Source organism: Flavobacterium sp. ABG (assembly GCF_001027725.1).
GTDB lineage: Bacteria > Bacteroidota > Bacteroidia > Flavobacteriales > Flavobacteriaceae > Flavobacterium > Flavobacterium cupriresistens.
This window is the reverse complement of sequence record NZ_LEKS01000004.1, coordinates 71,042-91,390: the sequence shown is the minus strand read 5'-3', so window position 1 is coordinate 91,390 and position 20,349 is coordinate 71,042. Positions and strand designations below refer to the sequence as shown.

General features: G+C 33.7%; 20 protein-coding genes. 3 read left to right on the top strand and 17 right to left on the bottom strand.

The window, feature by feature from the left end; translation table 11 throughout:
* Nucleotides 1-38: 38 nt before the first annotated feature.
* The 13 genes from AB674_RS05660 to AB674_RS05595 all read right to left on the bottom strand — a co-directional run bounded on the left by AB674_RS05660 (nt 39) and on the right by AB674_RS05595 (nt 13,853).
* Nucleotides 39-1,499, bottom strand: a complete 1,461-nt coding sequence (locus tag AB674_RS05660; RefSeq protein ID WP_047774658.1) for a lipopolysaccharide biosynthesis protein — start codon at nt 1,497-1,499, stop codon at nt 39-41.
* A 94-nt stretch (nt 1,500-1,593) separates the two neighbouring features.
* The gene (locus tag AB674_RS05655) at nt 1,594-2,040 is read right to left on the bottom strand and encodes a GNAT family N-acetyltransferase (RefSeq protein WP_047774656.1); all 447 of its coding nucleotides are present in this window, start codon (nt 2,038-2,040) and stop codon (nt 1,594-1,596) included.
* Nucleotides 2,041-2,436: 396 nt separating this feature from the next.
* Complete coding sequence (gene atpG, locus AB674_RS05650) at nt 2,437-3,297, bottom strand: ATP synthase F1 subunit gamma (protein ID WP_047774654.1); 861 nt, start codon at nt 3,295-3,297, stop codon at nt 2,437-2,439.
* A 90-nt stretch (nt 3,298-3,387) separates the two neighbouring features.
* A complete protein-coding gene (atpA, locus tag AB674_RS05645) occupies nt 3,388-4,965 on the bottom strand; it encodes a F0F1 ATP synthase subunit alpha (RefSeq protein ID WP_047774652.1) in 1,578 nt (525 codons plus the stop codon).
* Nucleotides 4,966-5,003: 38 nt separating this feature from the next.
* Complete coding sequence (gene atpH / locus AB674_RS05640) at nt 5,004-5,537, bottom strand: ATP synthase F1 subunit delta (protein WP_047774651.1); 534 nt, start codon at nt 5,535-5,537, stop codon at nt 5,004-5,006.
* 4 nt (nt 5,538-5,541) lie between these two features.
* The gene (locus tag AB674_RS05635; RefSeq protein WP_047774649.1) at nt 5,542-6,042 is read right to left on the bottom strand and encodes a F0F1 ATP synthase subunit B; all 501 of its coding nucleotides are present in this window, start codon (nt 6,040-6,042) and stop codon (nt 5,542-5,544) included.
* Between the two features lie 126 nt (nt 6,043-6,168).
* Nucleotides 6,169-6,360 (bottom strand): ATP synthase F0 subunit C, encoded by a 192-nt coding sequence (gene atpE, locus AB674_RS05630; RefSeq protein ID WP_047774646.1) that lies wholly within the window; start codon nt 6,358-6,360, stop codon nt 6,169-6,171.
* Between the two features lie 103 nt (nt 6,361-6,463).
* The gene (atpB, locus tag AB674_RS05625; protein ID WP_047774645.1) at nt 6,464-7,618 is read right to left on the bottom strand and encodes a F0F1 ATP synthase subunit A; all 1,155 of its coding nucleotides are present in this window, start codon (nt 7,616-7,618) and stop codon (nt 6,464-6,466) included.
* 569 nt (nt 7,619-8,187) lie between these two features.
* Nucleotides 8,188-8,415 (bottom strand): AtpZ/AtpI family protein, encoded by a 228-nt coding sequence (locus tag AB674_RS05615; RefSeq protein WP_047774642.1) that lies wholly within the window; start codon nt 8,413-8,415, stop codon nt 8,188-8,190.
* Entirely contained in the window at nt 8,387-8,791 is a 405-nt protein-coding gene (locus tag AB674_RS05610; RefSeq protein WP_047774640.1) for a polymer-forming cytoskeletal protein, read from the bottom strand. Before AB674_RS05610 ends, AB674_RS05615 begins: the two co-directional genes overlap by 29 nt.
* Before the next feature lie 4 nt (nt 8,792-8,795).
* Nucleotides 8,796-11,414 (bottom strand): tetratricopeptide repeat protein, encoded by a 2,619-nt coding sequence (locus tag AB674_RS05605; protein ID WP_047774639.1) that lies wholly within the window; start codon nt 11,412-11,414, stop codon nt 8,796-8,798.
* 88 nt (nt 11,415-11,502) lie between these two features.
* Nucleotides 11,503-12,198 (bottom strand): ABC transporter ATP-binding protein, encoded by a 696-nt coding sequence (locus tag AB674_RS05600; RefSeq protein ID WP_047774637.1) that lies wholly within the window; start codon nt 12,196-12,198, stop codon nt 11,503-11,505.
* Nucleotides 12,199-12,392: 194 nt separating this feature from the next.
* The gene (locus AB674_RS05595; protein WP_047774636.1) at nt 12,393-13,853 is read right to left on the bottom strand and encodes a DUF5687 family protein; all 1,461 of its coding nucleotides are present in this window, start codon (nt 13,851-13,853) and stop codon (nt 12,393-12,395) included.
* Nucleotides 13,854-13,981: 128 nt separating this feature from the next.
* On the opposite strand from AB674_RS05595, the gene AB674_RS23190 reads away from it, so the two are divergent.
* Nucleotides 13,982-15,034 carry a ferredoxin--NADP reductase gene (locus tag AB674_RS23190; RefSeq protein WP_047774634.1) on the top strand — a complete coding sequence of 351 codons (1,053 nt, stop codon included), beginning with the start codon at nt 13,982-13,984 and terminating at the stop codon, nt 15,032-15,034.
* 283 nt (nt 15,035-15,317) lie between these two features.
* On the opposite strand, the gene AB674_RS05585 is transcribed toward AB674_RS23190, so the two are convergent.
* The gene (locus tag AB674_RS05585) at nt 15,318-16,337 is read right to left on the bottom strand and encodes a glycosyltransferase family 9 protein (RefSeq protein WP_047774960.1); all 1,020 of its coding nucleotides are present in this window, start codon (nt 16,335-16,337) and stop codon (nt 15,318-15,320) included.
* Nucleotides 16,338-16,380: 43 nt separating this feature from the next.
* Nucleotides 16,381-16,986: a DUF4254 domain-containing protein gene (locus AB674_RS05580; protein ID WP_047774633.1), complete on the bottom strand. Its 606-nt coding sequence runs from the start codon at nt 16,984-16,986 to the stop codon at nt 16,381-16,383.
* Nucleotides 16,987-17,099: 113 nt separating this feature from the next.
* On the opposite strand from AB674_RS05580, the gene upp reads away from it, so the two are divergent.
* Complete coding sequence (gene upp / locus AB674_RS05575) at nt 17,100-17,753, top strand: uracil phosphoribosyltransferase (protein ID WP_047774631.1); 654 nt, start codon at nt 17,100-17,102, stop codon at nt 17,751-17,753.
* Here upp and AB674_RS05570 read toward each other — a convergent pair.
* Nucleotides 17,748-18,677, bottom strand: coding sequence for a DUF6427 family protein (locus AB674_RS05570; protein WP_047774630.1), 930 nt, complete (start codon nt 18,675-18,677; stop codon nt 17,748-17,750). The genes upp and AB674_RS05570 overlap by 6 nt on opposite strands.
* Before the next feature lie 138 nt (nt 18,678-18,815).
* On the opposite strand from AB674_RS05570, the gene AB674_RS05565 reads away from it, so the two are divergent.
* Nucleotides 18,816-19,046: a DUF6341 family protein gene (locus AB674_RS05565; protein WP_047774628.1), complete on the top strand. Its 231-nt coding sequence runs from the start codon at nt 18,816-18,818 to the stop codon at nt 19,044-19,046.
* Here the strand turns inward: AB674_RS05565 and purD are convergent.
* Entirely contained in the window at nt 19,038-20,312 is a 1,275-nt protein-coding gene (gene purD / locus AB674_RS05560; RefSeq protein WP_047774626.1) for a phosphoribosylamine--glycine ligase, read from the bottom strand. The two genes, AB674_RS05565 and purD, sit on opposite strands and share 9 nt — an antisense overlap.
* Nucleotides 20,313-20,349: the final 37 nt, after the last annotated feature.

The window sequence follows — 20,349 nt, the reverse complement described above, 5'->3', positions numbered from 1 at the left end:
TTAAATTCTAAAAAAATAAAATTGGATTTAACCCGATTCTATTTTCTATTCATAATTCCTTTGATTGTATCTTTTTCATTGTGATAAACAAAATAAATAAAGATTAAAAGTAATGGAATTCCAACGTAATATTTCTCTCTAAATCCGTAAAAAGAAATAGCAGAAAATGCGATTGAAATTCCTAAATAAGCCCCTATTTTCTTCATGTCGTAGGGAATCGGGTAATATTTATTTCCTAAAACATACGATATTAACATCATACTTCCGTAGGCTGAAATAGTTGCAATAGCGGATCCGTAATAACTGTATTTTGGAATTAGAAAGTAATTCAAAACCAACGTTACTATAGCACCAACGATAGAGATATAAGCCCCAATTTTGGTTTGATCTGTCAGTTTATACCAAACCGACAAATTGTTGTAAATTCCTAAGAAGAAATTCGCCAGTATAATTAAGGGCACGACCTTCATCGCTTCCCAGTAGGATTTATTGTCCAGTAAAAGGAATTTCAGGAAATCTGCAAAAACAATTACACCCAATAAAATCAGTGAACCAAAAATAACGAAGTACTTCGTGATCACGGCGTAGGTCTGTGGGGCGTTGGCGTTTTTGGCATGACTAAAAAAGAACGGCTCAATACCCAATCTAAAGGCAGTTGCAAACAAAACCATAAACAAACCTAACTTGTAACAGGCAGAATAAGCTCCAACCTCTGATTTAGCCAAATTTTCAGGCAGTAAATAACCTAGTAAGATTTTATCAAAATGTTCGTTAACAGCAAACGCAAGTCCGGCAACCAGAATAGGTAAACCATATTTCATCATCTTTTTCCAAAGTACCGGATCGAATTTTCGTCCAAGCGAAAGATAATTTGGAGATAATACAACAAAAGTGGCCAAACTGGCTAATAAGTTCGCTATGAAAATATAAGCGATCTGGAAGTTTTCAATATATAAATTATCCCAAACTGAATTTGGGTTTGCGATGGCGAGTTTGGGTAAGTATATTAAAAAGAAAAAATTTAATACCATGTTTATTACCACATTTCCAATCTTTATTGCCGCATAAACCATTGGTCTCTGATTGGCTCTAAGTTTAGAAAATGGCACTAAAACCAACGCATCCAGAACTAAAATCCAAACTGAATACGTAATATACTGTGAGTCAACTTCAGCCCAATTTGCCAGCGTATTTCTAAAAATTAACGCGGCAAACAAAAACCCAATTGAAGACCAGAATATTGATATTGTCGCCGTAGCAATCACATTCTTTTTATCGTCTTCTGCACTATAAAACCTAAAAAATGCCGTTTCCATTCCATAAGAAAGCACTACGTTAAAGAAGACCATCCAGGACAAAACGATAGAAACTTCCCCGTACTCCGCCGTTGGTAAAATACCGGTATACAAGCGTACTAATAAAAAACTTAGCATTCGCGGTAACACCGTCGCTAGTCCATAAATAGCCGTTTGTTTGAATAGATTTTTATATAATCCCAAAATATACTTGTAATAAAGTTCGTAAAACAAAAATAACCAATTCTTTCGTTTATTATTGCTTTTGTTGATTCAATAAAAAACGTAGCAGGTCTTTTTAGTGTGTTAATTTTGTTTCGTCCAAAATTTTAACAAAATGAAAGCCTTTGGGCCCATAACCTTGATTATAATAGAAACGATGCGCTGCAAAATTACCGGTAAAAGCATCTAGAACAATGCTGCTACAATCAGAATCTAAAGCCTTTTGCTCGATATAATCTGTCAATAATTTTCCAATTCCTTTAGATCGCTGCCCAGGATCAACAACAAAATTATCTATTTCGAGATATTTACCAGTCCATAATTTAGTTGCGGTCCAACAACCGGTAATTCCCACACAATGCTCTTCTTCAAAGACGCCTATTTGGATATAATTACGCGGTACCATCTCAGAAAGATAAGCTTCGTATTTTTCAACAGTTAGATTCGGATAAAGAAATCGCATGGTTTCAATTTGTGCCAGCATTTCCGGGATCGTAGTAAGTTCTTGTATTTGTAGTTTCATTGGTGTAAAAATAGAGGACAAAAATACTTATTTTTTTTTCATTGCCTGTTATATAATTCACAGCCTATGGTGCGAAATATATAAATAAAGGCTAAAAATTCTGTAATTCTTTTTATCCATACTTTTCTAAATTTGCTAAACAGGGATTGATAACAGCTGATTTGTAACCCCACAAAAACAGAGCATTGGGACTAATAAAGCTTGTTTGTTCCCACAAAAGACAAAGCATTGCGGATTTTAAGGTTTCTGCAACTCAATTCTAAAATGGTGTCGATTCTTGTTTTTTGAGTAAAATGAGAATCACCATTTTATAATTATACAGAAAGAAAAACAGTTCTATAAAAAAAGAGCAGACAATCGTATGACTGTCTGCTCTTTTTATTTCTCTTAAATAAATTATCCGTTCAAAGCTTCTGCTCCACCAACGATCTCTAAGATTTCGTTAGTAATCGACGCTTGACGTGCTTTATTGTAAGTCAATTTTAATTGGTTTCTCAATTCAGTTGCGTTGTCAGTTGCTTTGTGCATGGCTGTCATACGCGCTCCATGTTCTGAAGCAAATGAATCACGAATTCCTTTATATAATTGTGTTTTCAATGATTTAGGAATCAAAGTCAACACGATTTCTTCTTTTGAAGGCTCAAAAATATAATCTCCAGTTGAAACCGGTACATCAGATTTAATTGGAGCTAACGGTAAAAATTGCTCAACCTGAACGATTTGAGTTGCGGCATTTTTAAATTGATTGTATATCAATTCGATTCTGTCGTACTCTCCTGTCAAGAATTTTTCAGTTAAGTTATCTGCAATTGCAGCAACATTATCAAAAGTTAAATGATCAAAAATTGCATTATGATGACCGTGAACTTTATGCGTTTTAACTAAAACATCGTTTCCTTTTTTACCAATAGGAAAAACATCTACTTGTTTTCCTGCGTAAAACTGAGTACGGTTTTTAGTCTCTTTAATAATGTTAGTATTAAAAGCGCCACATAAACCTCTGTTCGAAGTTATCGCAACAAGTAATACTTTTTTTACTTCACGTTGTGTTGTATAATCTCCTCCTACTTCACCATCAAGTGTAGCGGAAAGATTTTGTAACAACTCCGTTAATTTCTCGGCATAAGGGCGCATTGCAGTGATTGCATCTTGTGCTTTCTTAAGCTTTGCAGCAGAAACCATTTTCATAGCCGATGTAATCTGCATCGTCGATGAAACGGAAGTAATTCTATTACGGATTTCCTTTAAATTTGCCATCTATTAATTAGAAAATGTGACAATTTGAAAATTAGATAATCAGAAGTATCCGGAGATATTTTCTAATTATCTAATTGACTAATTCTCTTATTAGTTATATTTTGCTGAAATTTCTTTTGCTGCTTTTTCGATAACATCAGTAATGTTGTCATCTAACTTACCAGCTTTTAAAGCATTAAGAGTATCTTTATGCTTGCTGTTTAAGTATGCTAAGAAATCAGCTTCGAATTCTTTTACTTTATTTACAGGAACGTTTCTTAATAAGTTTTTAGAACCAGCGTAAATAATAGCCACTTGATTTTCTACTGTATAAGGATCGTTTAAACCTTGTTTCAAGATTTCAACGTTTCTTTTTCCTTTTTCAATTACGTTTAAAGTAACAGAATCTAAGTCAGAACCAAATTTAGCAAAAGCTTCTAATTCACGGAATTGAGCTTGATCTAATTTTAAAGTTCCAGAAACTTTCTTCATAGATTTAATCTGTGCATTACCTCCAACACGAGATACTGAGATACCAACGTTGATCGCAGGACGTACTCCAGAGTTGAACAAATCTCCATCAAGGAAAATCTGACCATCTGTAATCGAGATTACGTTTGTTGGGATATAAGCAGAAACGTCACCAGCCTGAGTTTCGATAATTGGTAAAGCAGTTAATGAACCACCACCTTTTACGATAGGCTTAATAGAGTCTGGTAAATCATTCATGTTTTTAGCAATTCCATCATCAGCAATTACTTTACAAGCACGCTCTAATAAACGAGAGTGTAAGTAGAAAACGTCTCCAGGATATGCCTCACGTCCCGGTGGTCTTCTTAATAAAAGAGAAACCTCACGGTAAGCAACTGCTTGTTTAGATAAATCATCATAAACAATTAAAGCCGGACGACCTGAATCTCTAAAATATTCTCCAATTGCAGCACCTGCGAAAGGAGCATAAACTTGCATTGGAGCTGGATCAGAAGCATTAGCTGCAACAATAACGGTATACGCCATTGCACCTTTTTCTTCTAACATTTTAGCAATTCCTGCTACAGTTGAAGCTTTTTGCCCAATTGCAACATATATACAGAATACAGGTTTTCCTGCATCGTAAAATTCTTTTTGATTTAAGATTGTATCGATACAAACAGTTGACTTACCTGTTTGACGGTCACCGATTACAAGCTCACGTTGTCCACGACCAACCGGGATCATAGCATCTACTGCCTTAATACCTGTTTGTAATGGCTCCGTAACTGGCTGACGAAAGATAACTCCAGGAGCTTTTCTTTCTAACGGCATCTCGTATAAGTCTCCACCGATTGGTCCTTTTCCATCAATTGGAAAACCAAGAGTGTTAACTACACGTCCTACCATTTGCTCACCTACTTTAAGAGAAGCGATACGTTGTGTTCTTTTTGCAGTTGATCCTTCTTTGATACCTGTTGATGGTCCTAAAAGTACCACACCAACATTGTCTTCTTCAAGGTTCAATACAATAGCTTCAAGTCCGTTATCGAATTCAACTAACTCACCGTATTGTACATTAGATAACCCGTAAATACGAGCAATACCATCTCCAACTTGAAGTACTGTTCCCACTTCCTCTAGCGTAGCACCAGATTCAAAACCTTCTACTTGCTTTCTTAATATTGCTGAAATTTCAGCAGGTTTGATTTCCGCCATCTTAATTTATAATTTAGACACTTTTATGTGTAATAAAACTAATTACTTAACTCTCTTTTTAATACTTGCAATCTGTTTGCAACAGAAGCATTGTATTGTTGATCTCCTATTCTTAAAATAAATCCTCCAATAATTGAAGCATCTACCGTATTTTCTATTGTTATTTTTTTATCTGACAATGTTGCGATTTTAGCTAAAACTTTAGCTTCTAATGCCGCATCCATAGGAATTGCTGTTGTAACTTTCGCTACTTCGATTCCATTTCCTTCGTCAAATAATTTACTGTATTCTGTAGCAATTTCTGCCAGAATCTCAAATCTTTTGTTCTCAAACAATAAGTGAAATAAACCTTTAGTTACTCCATTTACATTTGCGAAAACTTCTAAAAGAGCACTTTCCTTCACTTCAACTTTTGTAGTTGGGTTTTGAATAAAAGTACTTAATTCTGCATTGGTATCAATTGTAGACGCAATCGATTTCATGTCATTATTGACAACTTCGGCAACACCTTTAGAGTTTGCTAAGTCCAGAATTGCTTTTGCATAACGAATTGCTGCTCTTGTACTTGCCATAATCTTAGTTTAGCTTTACGTCACCTAACATTTTCTCAACTAATCTAGTTTGAGCTTCTTTGTTAGATAATTCTTCTTTTAACAATTTTTCAGCAATGCTTAATGATAAAGTTGAAACTTGAGATTTCAATTCAGCCATAGCAGCATTTTTTTCGCTTTCGATAGCAGCCTTAGCTTGCTCGATCATTTTAAGGCCTTGCAATTGCGCTTCGTTTTTAGAATCTGCGATCATTTTCTCTTTGATCTCACGAGCTTCTTTCAACATTGCATCACGTTCAGCACGAGCTTCATTCAAAATTCTTTGATTGTCAGCTTGTAAATTTTGCATTTCTTGTCTTGCGTTTTCAGCAGAAAGTAATGCATCTTTAATACCTTGCTCTCTTTCATTTACTGCATCCAGAATTGGTTTCCAAGCAAATTTTTTCAACAAAAGTACTAATCCAACAAATATTAATATTTGCCAAAAGAACAAACCAAACTCGAACTGATATATTAACTTATCCATTATATAATGATTATAAATTTTATTTTATGACTTTTAAATTGCACTTAATAAAAGCAATTTTAATGTTTTAATTTTAAAACAATAGTTACAACCAACCGTTGCAACTATTGTTTTTTTGTATTTTAATTAAGATGCGAATAACGCAGCGAAACCAATACCTTCAATAAGTGCTGCTGCAATAAGCATAGCAGTTTGGATTTTTCCAGAAGCTTCTGGTTGACGAGCGATAGCGTCCATTGCTGAACCACCGATTCTACCGATTCCTAATGCTGCTCCGATTACAATTAATCCAGCTCCAATGATATTTGGAATTACCATAATAAATATATTAAAAAATTAAACATTCTTTTTTGATTTTAGATTTTGAATATAGATTTTTAGATTGTTAATAAATCTGAAATCTAAACTCTGAAATCTAATTTTAATGGTGAGCTTCTTCTTCGTGATGATGCTCTTCTACTGCTGAACCAAAATAAAGTGCAGACAGCATGGTAAAAATATAGGCTTGTAAAAAGGCAACTAAAATTTCAAGTATTGAAAGTACAAATGACAATCCAAAAGAAAGACTGCTTCCAATCCAGCTTTTAAAGATAAACATTAATCCAATAATACTCATTAATACGATGTGACCTGCAAAGATGTTAGCATACAAACGAATCATTAACGAAAATGGCTTGATGAAAACTCCTAACAATTCAATTGGCGCCAAAATAATTCTCATTGGTTTTGGCACTCCCGGCATCCAAAAAATATGACCCCAGTAATTTTTATTTGCAGTAAGATTTGTGATTAAGAAAGTAAGGATTGCCAAAGAAAAAGTAATTGTTAAATTACCTGTAGCATTTATCCCCAGTGGTGTTAATCCGAAAATATTCAAAAACAATACAAAAAAGAATATAGTCAATAAATAACTCATGTATTTTTTATAGTGTTTCTCTCCAATATTAGGAATAGCAACTTCGTCACGAATGTAAACTACTAATGGTTCGAAAATTCTTCCAACTCCAGAAGCAATTCCTCCGTTTTTACCATACGATTTTGCTAAACTTGTAAATAACCAAAACATTAACAATGCAGCTGCCAAAATAGAGACTACTGTTTTAGTAATAGAAAAGTCAATAGGACGAACATTTGTAGGGTGACCCGATTTCTCATCTTCAGTAATTTCTCCAGAAGCATCTGTTCTGTAAATTTTACCATCATGATGATTAATTACATAATAGTTCCCGTTTGATTCTGCCACAGCATGACCATGGTTGAATTTTGATGAAGAAAAAACGTGTAAACCATTATCCCAGATAATAACAGGTAATGGGAAACCATAATGTTTTCCTGTTTCATCATCTTGTGTTAAAGTAAAATCATGAGAGTCTAAAACGTGATGTTTTATAAATCCTTTTATTTTTGATTTTACGTCTGTTGGCTCAGCATGATGTTCTTCTGCACCGGCTGCATGAGCTTCTTCAGTTTGTACATGTGCTGAGTCTTTCTCAACATTTGAAAAACTCATTAATGGCAGACAGGCTACGAAAGCTGCTGTAAGAATAAATCTGAGTGGTTTGTTTGAAATCACCATATCTGTGGAAAATCTTATTTTTTACGTTTCTAAAATTTGCTGCAAAGGTACATTTTTTATTAATATTCAAAAGGATATAAAAAATTATTTTTGAGCATTCTTTTACAGAATCCCTATTTTAACGCTTTTCATTTAATAATCGTACCGTTAGAAGCGTCTCAAATAACAAAAAGAAAATAAATGTTATAAAAAAATTAATTTTTTCAAAACGAACGTTGTGAATCTTATCTAATAAAATTGGTCGCAAAACAATATAAGCCAAAAACATTTGAATAAAAGTCCCTAACATAAAAAACATTCCTATACTGTCAAACTTGTCTTTTTTAAATTTCAACAGGAAACTTAAAAGCACTGTTGCAATTAATAAAAAGATTATATACAATCTTTCAAGACTATAGTGAAAATCCTGTTCGTTAACCTTTAAAACAAAAAAAACTACCTTATGCAATATATAGGTAGCAGTTGCGAGAAAAAATAAATGTAAAATCGGTCTGTAATTTTTTAAAAGCATTTTCAATAATTTTGCTGCAAAGATGCAACATTTATTTAAAGCTCTTTTATTTGATCTATTACTTTGTCTTGTTAATTTCGTTTACCTGGCGAATTACATTATATAATGCTATAGCAACACCAACCATAACTAAAATTTTATTGTAGTACACTTTTTCACTTGGGTGATTGTCATCTAACCAAGTTCCTAAATAAGAAAACAAAAAAATAATCGCACCCATTTGAATTGGAATATTAATGAGTGCAATCCACTTATTGTTAGGACTTTTGTTCGGCTCCTTTTCCATTTATTAGTTTTACTTCGTTGGTATTGGTTAACATACTGCAAGTCGCTGTAAAATCAGCACCGGGTTCTATAGAAAGTTTTCCAACGGTAACTTCGCCGTGAATTTGCGCTGTGGCTTTTATATTAAGAACTTCTAAAACCTTTATTTTTCCTTGGAATTCTCCTTCAATATCAGCATTATTACAAACGATTTCACCTTTTACAACACCGGAAACTCCGATAACCAATTTTCCTTGTGAGGTAAAATTACCTATTAATTCGCCATCTAATCTAAAATCGGCTTTTGAAACGATGTCGCCTATAATCGAGGTTCCTTCTACTATTCTATTGGTTTTTCCTAAAAGTTCTGTTCCGTTTTTTTTTACTTTATCAAACATTAGATTATGGGATTTTGGGGGCTGTGTAAACGTCAATATTTTTTTTAATTTGAACTATTTTATAATTGTCGCTCGAGATAATAATTGCCTTATTTGAGATTTTGTATTTTTTATCATCTCTGAAAACACCGGCAAGATCATTAGCATAAGCTTCCGACTTTATACCATGAATAACCACAAAACTCTGGGTTTTATTGTACCTATCGATAGATGTTCTAAGTTTTAGGAAATTCTCTATGTCTAAAAACTTGTGAATTGCTTCCTCGACTTTTTTACCGGTCTTAGTATCTTCATTAGCAATTGGATAGATAATTTTCCAATTCTTTGCATCAACAGTTGTAAAATCAAGTTTTTCTAAGTTTGGAACTTGTTTTTCTAAAATTTCACGCGCATTTTTCCCTTCTACACTATTCGGATAATTATCGGCAACATTTTCTAAGCCTTTCTTATACGCTGCCAGACCATTTACTTTTCCTAATGTATTCGCTTTCAATAATTCATACTTAGAAACGATCTCATCTCCGGAATATTGATTGATTAAATTATCAATATTGTCCAAGACCAAATCAAATTGTTCTTCCTGGAATAATTTATACCATTTTTGATATTCTTTTTCCGGGAGTGCCAAATCATCATTACCTGTGTTATTTAAGATTTGTGCATATCTTGAATTTGGATAGTTTGTGGTAATTTTCGATTTTATCTCTTGAGCTTTTCGTGGATCCGTAATTTCGTAAATCTTGTACAAATTGTACATGGCTGGTAAAACCAATTTTTCTTCTGGATTATTTTTCAATAATTGCTCCAATTTACCACTTGCCAAATTGTATTCTTTAAACTTTTCCTTGTAAATAAGCCCTAATTGATAGTACGCAAAATTGCGCTCTTTTCCAATGCTATCCATAGCCAACTCAGTAGTCGGAAGCTGTTTTTCATAAAAATCTGTTGTGTATTTTTCGATAACAATGGTGTCTTTTATCGCATTTAAAGAATCCTGAGTCATCTCTGCTGCTTCTTTTGCTATTGCATCATCATTTGCCGCTTTTGATGAAGCCATTCTCCAATAACCTCCTAAGATTCTGTTCCCCCAAGACTTTCTAAATTGCAACTTACCGTAAGCAACCGTTGTTGGATTGTAAAAATAAAAGGTACTTGTTGTCTCATTAGCAGATGGCGGATTAAACACTCCAACACCGGGAGGAACAATACCCGGCTGAGATTGTGGATTAACAGCCGTTGGTTCATTATCTGCTTTTGTATTACGCTCTACGTTAGCTAGTTTTTCTTTTTCTTTTTCCTCCAGAATACGTTTGGCTTCGTCTTTCTTTTTAAGCTCAACAATATAGTTTTCAAAATATAACTTTCGGTCGGGAGCCGGTAAACCATAAACGGTAATAATACTGTCATTGCGTTTGGCAATGGCCTCGTATTTTATAACATTGTCTAAGTTTTTTCTGTTTTTTTCTATAAATGTAAACTCTCTGCTTTTAGGATCTAATTTTACCAATGTACTGTCATAGTATTTCGCAGCCATGGTATAATCTGTATTTTTAAAATACATATTTCCGATATTCCGATAGGTGGAAGCAATGAGATAAGGATCTTTGGATTTTCTGTCCAATGATTTGTTGTAGAATTCTAAGGCATTTTCCTGTTCTTTTCTTTTATCAAAAAAGACACCCATTTCGAAAAACAGTACGTCATAATAGGGCCTGTTCTCACGATCTGCTACCAGCTTATTGTATTTTTCAATAAAAATGGTATCATTACCTGTTTCATAATCATACAGTTGTGCCTTTTTTGCATAAGCATGCATCATATATTTTCGATCGGCTTTTCGATTCATATCAATAACTCCGTCGTAATAATAAATAGCGCTGTCTTTTTTACCCTCTTCCTGATACAACTGTCCTAAAATAAAGCGGTATCGGGCTTTGTCTTCATTTATTCGGCTAAACTCTTCCGCAATTTTAAGTTTGGTAACGGCACTGTCTCTCTTTTCTAAATTTAAAAAAGCCTCTGCCAATAGTGCATTGGCATCCGAAAAAGTTTGTTTTTTTAGATCTGTATTTTTTAGTAGTTTGTTAATGTTTTTTACAACAATCGCATCATTTCCCAGGCGCATATTGGTTTTCTCACGCCAGATTTTTGCGGTATAAATATTACTGCTGTTGGGATATTTGTATAAAATATAATTGAATGCTTCTAAAGCCGGAATAAAACGCTGATCATAATATCTCGCTTTTCCTAGCATTAGATAGGCCTCGTCTATCTGAGAATTTTTTTCCCGTCCGCCAATATTCATGGAATGCTTCTGAATGGCTTTTGTTGCTTTTGTTTCGGCCTTTTCGAAATCCGCATTTTTAGCTTTAGTATCATCCGCGAAACTCTCATCGACCTGCATTTTCTCAATAGGCAGCATTTTCCAGAAATTATCCTGATTATTGCCTTGAATTGATTTTAATCCCTTGTCTAAACCTATACCCCCATTGTACAGAATATTATATTTTGTACTTAAAGCATGAGAATTTCGAGACAAAAAAGTGTTGTTTTTGGTAGAGCAGGCTATCAAAAGGAAGAAAAACACCAGAAAAAAGCTATATTTAAGAGTATTCTTTTTCAATAGAAAAGAGTTTAAATCATTTAACTTCTAAAAACGATTTTTAGTATAATGACTTGTAAAAATACGCTTCTTTTTGTAATATCGAAATTTATACTGCAAAAAACGATTCCAATTCTTGTAAGGTTTCTTTTGAAGTTTGAATATCTTTAACTATTTCTCCTTTATTGAGTGCCACAATTCTATCGCAAACCTCTACCGTGTGCTGCAAATCATGACTGGAAACCAGAACGGTTACGTTTGGATCTTCGGCTAATTCTTTAATAATTTTTTTCAATCGACTTACGGTTGTAGGATCCAAATTAGCAAAAGGCTCATCGAGAATAATCACTTCAGGATTACCGATAAGTGTGGCAATTATCCCCACCTTCTTCTGATTTCCCTTAGATAAATCGCGCAGATACTTTTTGTTTTTCAAGATTTCTCCATTAAAAAACTCTTCCTGTTTTACCAACAAGGCATCTACATCTGCTTTATTCTGATGGCGCAAATCTCCAATAAAATAAAAATATTCTTCCGGGGTTAAATACCCAATCAGGAAACTTTCGTCGAGAAAAGAACCTGTAAACGATTTCCAATTTTCATTGGTATCAACCTGAATATCATTGCTTTTAATATTTCCAGTCGAAGGCTGAATCAAATCCAATAATAAACTGAAAAAAGTGGTTTTTCCGGCTCCGTTATTTCCAACTAATCCGAAACTTTGCCCTTTTGGAATCTCAAGATGCTCAATATTTAAAACTGTTGTTCCGTTGTATTTTTTTGAAAGCTGACTTACTTGTATCATTGTAATTGTGGATTTTAGATTGTAGACTTTAGATTGTAGACTTTAGATTGTTGATTTTAGATTGCTGATTTTAGATTGCTGATTTTAGATTGTAGACTTTAGATTCTTGATTTTAGATTGTTGATTTTAGATTAAAAAAGTGATTGTTTTCATCCGATAAAATTATCACATTATCAAATTGACACATTTTCTAATTAATTCTTTTGTTTGTAAGCACTTATCGTACTATATTTTTCTATTTTGTATCTTTTTTCAATTAAAGAAAAGACCTTATTTCTAAAAATGAAACCTAAAAAACCGGCTCCGGCAACTAATACTAATCCGAGCGTTTTATCTCCCAAATAAAGTCCGATACCATACAATCCCAAAGGCAATAATATTTTTGGCAACGTCAATAACATGGCATTAACGTTGAACGCTTTTTTATCGCTAAAGGCTCCTCCGGCATTACTCAAATCAATTGGCGTTTTAGTAAATGCACCTCCTAAAAGTACCATGTGAGAATTAACTCCAATATTGTAAATCGCTCCAACAACGATTGTTAAGTACACTTCCCATCCATAAAAAAGATAAAAAGAAGCGATAATTGTCGAAACAAAAGTGGCAATCACGATCAACCACCATTTTGAAGTAATATAACCACGATACGGAATATTCTGCGTCATCATCAATTGATAATACGAACTGTCCCAACTCGGTACAAATTGTCCGAAAACAAATAGAAATCCACCCGAAACAAATATCCCGGCAAAAATATACATCACAGCCGGCTGGTGTGAATTTCCAAAAAAGATAAGCCCGTAAAACAAAAAGAGAACACTCATTAAAATAGTTGTTTTTGATCTCTTGTTCCTCTTAATCAATTTAATATCATTCTTAAGAAATGTTCCCAAAGTACCAAACTGATTCAGCCACGAAAGATTTTCTGTGCTGGCAATGTCTTCTTTTTTAGAAAGTCCTGCATCTAAATATAAATTGTTTTTAAAATATTTAAATGTAAAGACATACAAACTAACTAATACTAAAACCGGAATAAAAACCATTCCTTTTGTGTTATAAAATCCTTGAAAAAAGGGAGCTGTAAAAGTTGTAATGTCGAAAATCTTGTAGTATTGTGCTGCTCCTAAGGCCACAATTACAGCTACAAAAACAACAAATAACTTGTCGATATTACTCAAAATGATATTCAGAAAGTTGTTGATATATACTAACGAAAGAACCGCCAGATGCCAAAAAATAATACCCACAATATCATACCCTTCAATAGCTAATACGATCGAAAAAGGAAGAAAGAAAAGCGCATGGACCCAATTAAAAAAAGATAAAGCTGTTTTGCCCAGCGAAAAATGAACAATTGTTGGCTTCTTAAAAGGTAAAACCAGTAACGGTTTTATGTTAAGCACCGGTATAGCTTGCATCAGCAATCGAATAACGAGGTCGAATAGAAAATAATAAATTAGAAATCTGTTAACCGTAACTAATGGTTCCAGATTCATTTCTTTAAGCATATAAAAGGCTCCAACGCCCATCCCTATAAAAAGGATTGAAAAATAGATCATCAAGAAACCGATCAGAATTTTCATGGCCAAATTAGAACCAAATGAGGCAGATCGAATAAAGGCTTTCCATTCCAGGTAAATAAACTTTTTAATCATGGTTCTTTGGTTTTCAGTTTTATAGTAAGAGATCAAATGTAAGTAAACGTTACAAAAAAAGTTAAAAAAAATAATTTCGTTACCATCAATTAGCTGTTGTTTGCTACTTTTGCAGAAAATATCATATCATGCCTTCATTCTTAAAACTTATAATTAAAGAGGTAAAACGTGAAACTGCCGATGCTGTTTCTGTTCTTTTTAATGTTCCCGAAGAACTAAAACCGGACTATAAATTTACTGCCGGACAATATATAAACTTAAAACTAACTCTTGATAACCAAGAGATTAGACGTGCTTACTCAATTTGTTCAGGACCGGAAAGTGGTGAATTAAGAATTGCGGTAAAAGCGGTTAAAAATGGTTTGTTTTCGCAATTTGCAAATACCAAACTAAAAGCCGGAGATGTTCTTGAAGTAGGGCACCCTGAAGGAAAATTTACTTTCGAACCAGATGCTGAAAGACAAAAAAATTATGCAGCTTTTGTAGCAGGTAGCGGAATTACTCCTGTACTTTCTATTATAAAGTCCGTTTTAAAAAGTGAACCAAAAAGCTCATTTGTATTGGTTTATGGAAATAAAACACCTGAAGAGACGATCTTTCATCAGGAATTACACGATTTACAATTGCAATATGTAGGGCGCTTATTTGTGCATTATGTATTTAGTCAAGCTAAAGCTGAAAATGCTTTATTTGGAAGAATTGACAAATCGGCTGTGAATTTTGTATTGAATAACAAACATAAAGAATTACAATTTGATAAATTCTATTTGTGTGGTCCCGAAGAAATGATCAATACGGTTTCGGGTATTCTAAAAGAGAAAAACATAAAAGAATCTGCTATTAAGTTTGAGCTTTTTACTTCTTCTACTAAAGAAAATCAAATCAATACCTCATTAGAAGGACATACAAAAATTACGGTTTTAGTTGATGATGATGAAGTTACTTTTGAAATGTCTCAAAAACAAACGATTCTTGACGCAGCACTAAAACAAGGAATCGATGCTCCTTATTCTTGCCAAGGCGGAATTTGCAGCAGCTGTCTAGCACGTATCACAACAGGAACGGCAGAAATGACTAAAAATTCTATTTTAACTGACCGAGAAATTGCTTCCGGTTTAGTCTTGACCTGTCAAGCACACCCAACATCGGAGACTATTTACGTAGATTTTGACGACGTTTAGGAGAGTTTCTTAGTCGCAGTCGCGGTTTTCAGTCTCAGTTTACAGACATAAAAAAAGAGTTTGCTTTGCAAACTCTTTTTTTATGTTATTTATTGTGACATGTATATAGTAAAATGTGATTGAAAACTGTGACTGAAAACTGCGACTGTCAGGCTGAGCGAAGTCGAAGCCCCTTTTAACTAACAAGCCTTCGACTTCGCTCAGGGTGACATAAATGCTGTCGAGTTGTAACTATAAACTGTGACTGCAAACTGAGACTGAGACTGAGACTGGCAAACCGAAACTACTTTTTTTCTTCCAAAAGCGACTGAATCCTCTTAGCCACTTTCTTAGGAGAAATGGTTCTCATGGCATCTTCATAACCTTCGATTATTTTATTTCCATATACAGAAGACGGTAAATTAGGATACAGATTTCGATCCGAAAGCAAAGCATTATCAAGACTTTGATTAAACGGTAGAAATCCTGCATACGGATGCGTTGCGCCCCAGAGCGTAACCACTTTTACACCCAACATCGCTGCAATATGTGCATTTCCGGAGTCCATGGAAAGCATTACGTCCAAATTGCTTATTAGTTTTAGCTCTTGTTGGAATTTAATTTTTCCGGCTACATTTATTACATTTTTAAAGGGCTTTGAAAGAGACTCTAAAATTTCGATTTCTTTCTTTCCTCCTCCAAAAAGCAAAATGGTTTGCTCTTTATTATCGGCCAGTTTTGCAATTACTTCCTCCATGAAATCCAACGGATATACTTTCGAATCATATTGTGCAAATGGCGCAATTCCGATTAGTTTTTGGTAACTTTCTCCCACCAAATCAGTAATTTCAGCACTTAATACTGCTCTTTTCGGAAATTCAGGATTCGATAAGTTGACGAGAAAACCCAATTTTTCAAACACTTTTGTGTGTCTCTCAAACATCGTTGGTAATTGCTTGAAAATTTTATTCTCGACACGTGTTAATTCCTTTTTACCTTCTCGTCCTTTGTCGACTGTGGCTCTCTTTTTTCCGGTTAAAGCAAAAAGAAAACTCACAATTTTAGATCTTAAAACATTATGTAAATCTGCAAAAGCATCAATTTTGAGTTTTTTGACATCTGAAAATAATCTCAAAAGCCCTAGAAAACCTTTGTGGCGTTCCTTTTCATCAAAAGCAAAAAAATCAAGATTGGGAATTCCTTCAAAAAAAGGCTTAAAAAACGGACGTGAAATCACCGTAATTTTTATCGTCGGATACTGTTTTACAAAAGCACGTAAAACAGGAACCGTCATGGCAACATCTCCCATTGCAGAGAGTCGCATGACGGCTATATGTTGAATAGTCTTAGACAATTTTGCTGTCAAACTATTTTTTGTTTTGGTATAAAACCGGATTCAAATCATCATCGTTGTACATTTTCATTTGTTTGTACACTTTCATGAATTTATCTCCATTTTCGATATCTGTCAGCAAATCATCGATTGCTGTAGATAAATCACTTCTTTGTTCTAAAAGAATATTTAATTTTTCCTGACACTTATCTCTATGCTCTTGTGAAGCCTCTGCACGAGTAGCTTCTTCATGCATATGATAAATTTTTAATGCCAAAATAGACAATCTGTCAAATGCCCAAGCCGGACTTTCAGAATTGATTTTTGCACCGTCTTTTACTTTTACTTCGCTGTATTTTTGCAAAAAGTAACTGTCGATATATTCTACCATATCGGTACGTTCCTGGTTAGAAGCATCAATTCTTCTTTTTAGTGTTAATGCTGCTACCGGGTCAATTTTCGGATCACGAATAATATCTTCAAAATGCCATTGAACAGTGTCAATCCAGTTTTTTAAGTATAATAAATGTTCAAATTTATCTTTTGGAAACGGATTATTTATAGGTTGATCAACATTATCAAACTGGTGATAATCTTTGATGCTTTGTTCGAAAACCGAATATGCTAATTTTGAAAACATGTCTTTATTTTTTAGAGAGACAAAGATACTTTTTATACTTTTATAGTTCGAAAAAAAACTTTACTTTTTCGTCATTAATAAAGGTTATATCCTAACAATTCTAAAAACTCCTTATGAAAATTCATTATATATCGGAAGATAACAGTGTTTTAAACCATTTTTTAGGTCAAATTCGAAATATAAATGTTCAAAACGACAGTATGCGTTTTCGAAGAAACATAGAGCGAATCGGCGAAATTATGGCCTATGAACTGAGTAAAACTTTGGCTTATAAAAGTGTCGAAATTCAGACTCCGCTTGGGATTAAAAAAACAACCGAAATAAGCGAAGATCTGGTTTTATGTTCAATTTTAAGAGCCGGATTGCCCCTGCACAATGGGTTTTTAAATTATTTTGATCATGCAGAAAACAGTTTTGTTTCTGCTTGCAGACATCATCCGAATAATGATGATGCTTTTGAAATTTTAGTTGAATATCAGGCCCTTTCAAACATAAATAATAAAACGGTTCTGCTTCTTGACCCGATGTTGGCCACAGGTCAGTCTATCGTTGCTGTTCATGAAAAATTAGTTCAGAACGCAACTCCAAACGAAATTCATATTGTTGTCGTGATTGCTGCTCCGGAAGGCATACAGTATCTGGAAAAGAATCTTCCCGAAAATTGCCACTTATGGGTTGCTTCGCTGGACGAGAAATTAAACGAAAAAAATTACATTATTCCGGGTCTTGGTGATGCCGGTGATCTTGCTTATGGCAGTAAATTATAATTGGGACAAAAATGTAAATAAACTACAGGCAATGAGCGCGTAAAAAACAATTTCGTTATTTAGCTTTTGCTGTATATATTCCACATGTCCTGATGCCATAATGGTTAAAGGTGCAATACTAAACAACAATAAATCATTGCTTTTGTTTGGTGAAACAATAAAAACAATAACCGCTATAAAAAAACAGGCTACTACTTTTTTGTATGATGAATGCACAATTTGTGGCCTGTTTGAAAAGGTTGTTAACATCGAAAACACAAAAAATAAAGCTACCGCAGTATATATAGAAAGTGCAGCATTTTCGTAATTGTTCTTAAAATAATCAATACTAAAATCAACTACAGCACGTTTTTCAAAAAACTGAATGGCATCGATATGAAAGACCAAAGAGATTAATAAAAAAATCACGCTAACCGCTAAAAGTGCTATAAAAGGTAGTACCCAGTTTCTATAATCACGTGAAACGTGAAAAATAATCGATATAAAAACCAATATCAGGAAAAGAATACACCAAAATTGAAATAAAGAAGCTACTAAAATCCAAAAAGAAGCGTCAAATATTTTTTCTTTTGAAGCCTTCAGAGATTGCAGTGAGATTAACCTTCTAAGGGCTAACAGAATAAAAAAGTTCGCATATATTACATTCGAATCATTAAATATTGTGGGGAAAAATAATAAGAACAATAAGTAGAAAAATATCGAGTAACCGTTGTCTTTACTGAGTCCGTTCTTCTTTACGATAAAATTAATCAGGAAAAAAGAAGCAAAAATAAAGCACAAAAGACTTATTTTTTGAAATGCCAAAAACGGGGAACTGATCCAGGATGGTTCCTGAATTTGAAAAAGAAAAAAGAAAACCAGTATTAAAATTACGACCAATGAATAATTTAATGGCGTAGATTTTTTAAAAACACTTGTTATCATAAGGATATTTTATACTTTTGTGACTGTAAATATAATACTTGTTTAAAAGGAAAACCAACAAGTTGAAAAAGATTCGATCAATTGAATTTTGTGTTCAATGCGTTACAAAACAATAAATAACATATAATTTTATAAATTATGACAGCTTTTTTTGAAGGAATACAATACTTATTCGTTAACATTTTATTTGCTCCACTTGACTTTTTACGTCGTTTAGAGCTAATTACTTGGTTTGGTGCAAACACAATTAACTGGATATTTATGATTATTTGTTCTGCAGCAATCGTATATTGGATTAAACAATTACGCATTTTTGATGCTGCAGGAACAGAAAATCAAGATACTACGGCTCACTCTTTCTTAAAGTAAGTCGAAGCCGATATCTTTTCTAAAATACATCTTATCAAAATTTAGTTTATCTATGTTTTGGTAAGATTTTTTTATGGCTTGTTGGAAATCATCTCCGTAAGAAGTAATCGTCAATACACGACCTCCATTGCTCAAAACAGCTCCATCTTCTAATTTGGTTCCCGCGTGGAAAACAATAGAATCAGTAATATTTTCTAAACCGGTAATTACTTTTCCTTTCTCGAAATCTTCCGGATATCCGCCTGAAACCACCATAATTGTTGTGGCACTTCTTGGATCAACCTCTAATTCAAAAGAATCTAATTTCTGATCTGCTACGGACAAGAACAGTTCAACTAAATCAGATTTTAATCTTGGTACTACAACTTCTGTTTCCGGATCACCCATTCTCACGTTGTATTCAATAACGATTGGTTCGTTTTTCACATTAATCAAACCAATAAATACAAATCCTTTGTATTCAATTCCATCTTTCTGAAAACCTTCAATTGTTGGTTTTACGATACGAGTTTCAATTTTTTCCATCAAAACGGCATCTACATAAGGAACCGGAGAAACTGCTCCCATTCCACCTGTATTTAATCCTGTATCACCTTCTCCAATTCGTTTGTAATCTTTAGCTGTTGGCAAGATTTTATAGCTTTTACCGTCAGTTAAAACAAAACAGCTTAATTCAATTCCGTCTAAAAATTCTTCGATAACTACTTTTGAACTCGCCGCACCAAATTTTTGATGAACCAGCATGTTTCTCAATTCTGTTTTAGCTTCTTCTAAATCCTGAATAATCAAAACTCCTTTTCCAGCAGCTAAACCGTCTGCTTTTAAAACGTATGGTGGTTGTAATGTTTCTAAAAAGTCACATCCTTTTTCAACTGTTTCAGCCGTAAAACTGTCGTAAGCTGCAGTTGGAATGTTATGTTTCATTAAGAATTCTTTAGCGAATTCTTTACTTCCTTCTAATTGTGCCCCTAATTTAGATGGTCCAATAACCGGAATATGCTTTAAACTTTCGTCATTTTTGAAATAATCGTAAATACCTTTTACCAACGGATCTTCGGGTCCAACGACTACCATACCCACTTTTTCCTGTAGTACAAATGTTTTTATAGCATCAAAGTCGGTTGGAGACATTGCAACATTTGTGGCAATACCGGCAGTTCCGGCATTTCCCGGTGCAACAAAAAGTTTTTCGCAAAGCGGACTTTGAATCATTTTCCATGCAAATGCATGCTCTCTTCCGCCTGATCCCAATAGTAAAATTGTCATGTGTTGTTGTATTTAGTTGTGGTGCAAAAATAATTGC

What these genes read in the sequence shown, in the direction of transcription:
- AB674_RS05580 (WP_047774633.1), bottom strand. Translation starts at nt 16,986, where the DNA reads ATGTTTTCAAAATTAGCATATTCGGTTTTCGAACAAAGCATCAAAGAT.
- AB674_RS23190 (WP_047774634.1), top strand. Translation starts at nt 13,982, where the DNA reads ATGCCTTCATTCTTAAAACTTATAATTAAAGAGGTAAAACGTGAAACT.
- purD (WP_047774626.1), bottom strand. Translation starts at nt 20,312, where the DNA reads ATGACAATTTTACTATTGGGATCAGGCGGAAGAGAGCATGCATTTGCA.
- AB674_RS05615 (WP_047774642.1), bottom strand. Translation starts at nt 8,415, where the DNA reads ATGGAAAAGGAGCCGAACAAAAGTCCTAACAATAAGTGGATTGCACTC.
- AB674_RS05610 (WP_047774640.1), bottom strand. Translation starts at nt 8,791, where the DNA reads ATGTTTGATAAAGTAAAAAAAAACGGAACAGAACTTTTAGGAAAAACC.
- AB674_RS05655 (WP_047774656.1), bottom strand. Translation starts at nt 2,040, where the DNA reads ATGAAACTACAAATACAAGAACTTACTACGATCCCGGAAATGCTGGCA.
- AB674_RS05565 (WP_047774628.1), top strand. Translation starts at nt 18,816, where the DNA reads ATGACAGCTTTTTTTGAAGGAATACAATACTTATTCGTTAACATTTTA.
- atpA (WP_047774652.1), bottom strand. Translation starts at nt 4,965, where the DNA reads ATGGCGGAAATCAAACCTGCTGAAATTTCAGCAATATTAAGAAAGCAA.
- AB674_RS05585 (WP_047774960.1), bottom strand. Translation starts at nt 16,337, where the DNA reads ATGCGACTCTCTGCAATGGGAGATGTTGCCATGACGGTTCCTGTTTTA.
- atpG (WP_047774654.1), bottom strand. Translation starts at nt 3,297, where the DNA reads ATGGCAAATTTAAAGGAAATCCGTAATAGAATTACTTCCGTTTCATCG.
- AB674_RS05635 (WP_047774649.1), bottom strand. Translation starts at nt 6,042, where the DNA reads ATGGATAAGTTAATATATCAGTTCGAGTTTGGTTTGTTCTTTTGGCAA.
- AB674_RS05570 (WP_047774630.1), bottom strand. Translation starts at nt 18,677, where the DNA reads ATGATAACAAGTGTTTTTAAAAAATCTACGCCATTAAATTATTCATTG.
- AB674_RS05600 (WP_047774637.1), bottom strand. Translation starts at nt 12,198, where the DNA reads ATGATACAAGTAAGTCAGCTTTCAAAAAAATACAACGGAACAACAGTT.
- atpB (WP_047774645.1), bottom strand. Translation starts at nt 7,618, where the DNA reads ATGGTGATTTCAAACAAACCACTCAGATTTATTCTTACAGCAGCTTTC.
- atpH (WP_047774651.1), bottom strand. Translation starts at nt 5,537, where the DNA reads ATGGCAAGTACAAGAGCAGCAATTCGTTATGCAAAAGCAATTCTGGAC.
- upp (WP_047774631.1), top strand. Translation starts at nt 17,100, where the DNA reads ATGAAAATTCATTATATATCGGAAGATAACAGTGTTTTAAACCATTTT.
- atpE (WP_047774646.1), bottom strand. Translation starts at nt 6,360, where the DNA reads ATGGTAATTCCAAATATCATTGGAGCTGGATTAATTGTAATCGGAGCA.
- AB674_RS05595 (WP_047774636.1), bottom strand. Translation starts at nt 13,853, where the DNA reads ATGATTAAAAAGTTTATTTACCTGGAATGGAAAGCCTTTATTCGATCT.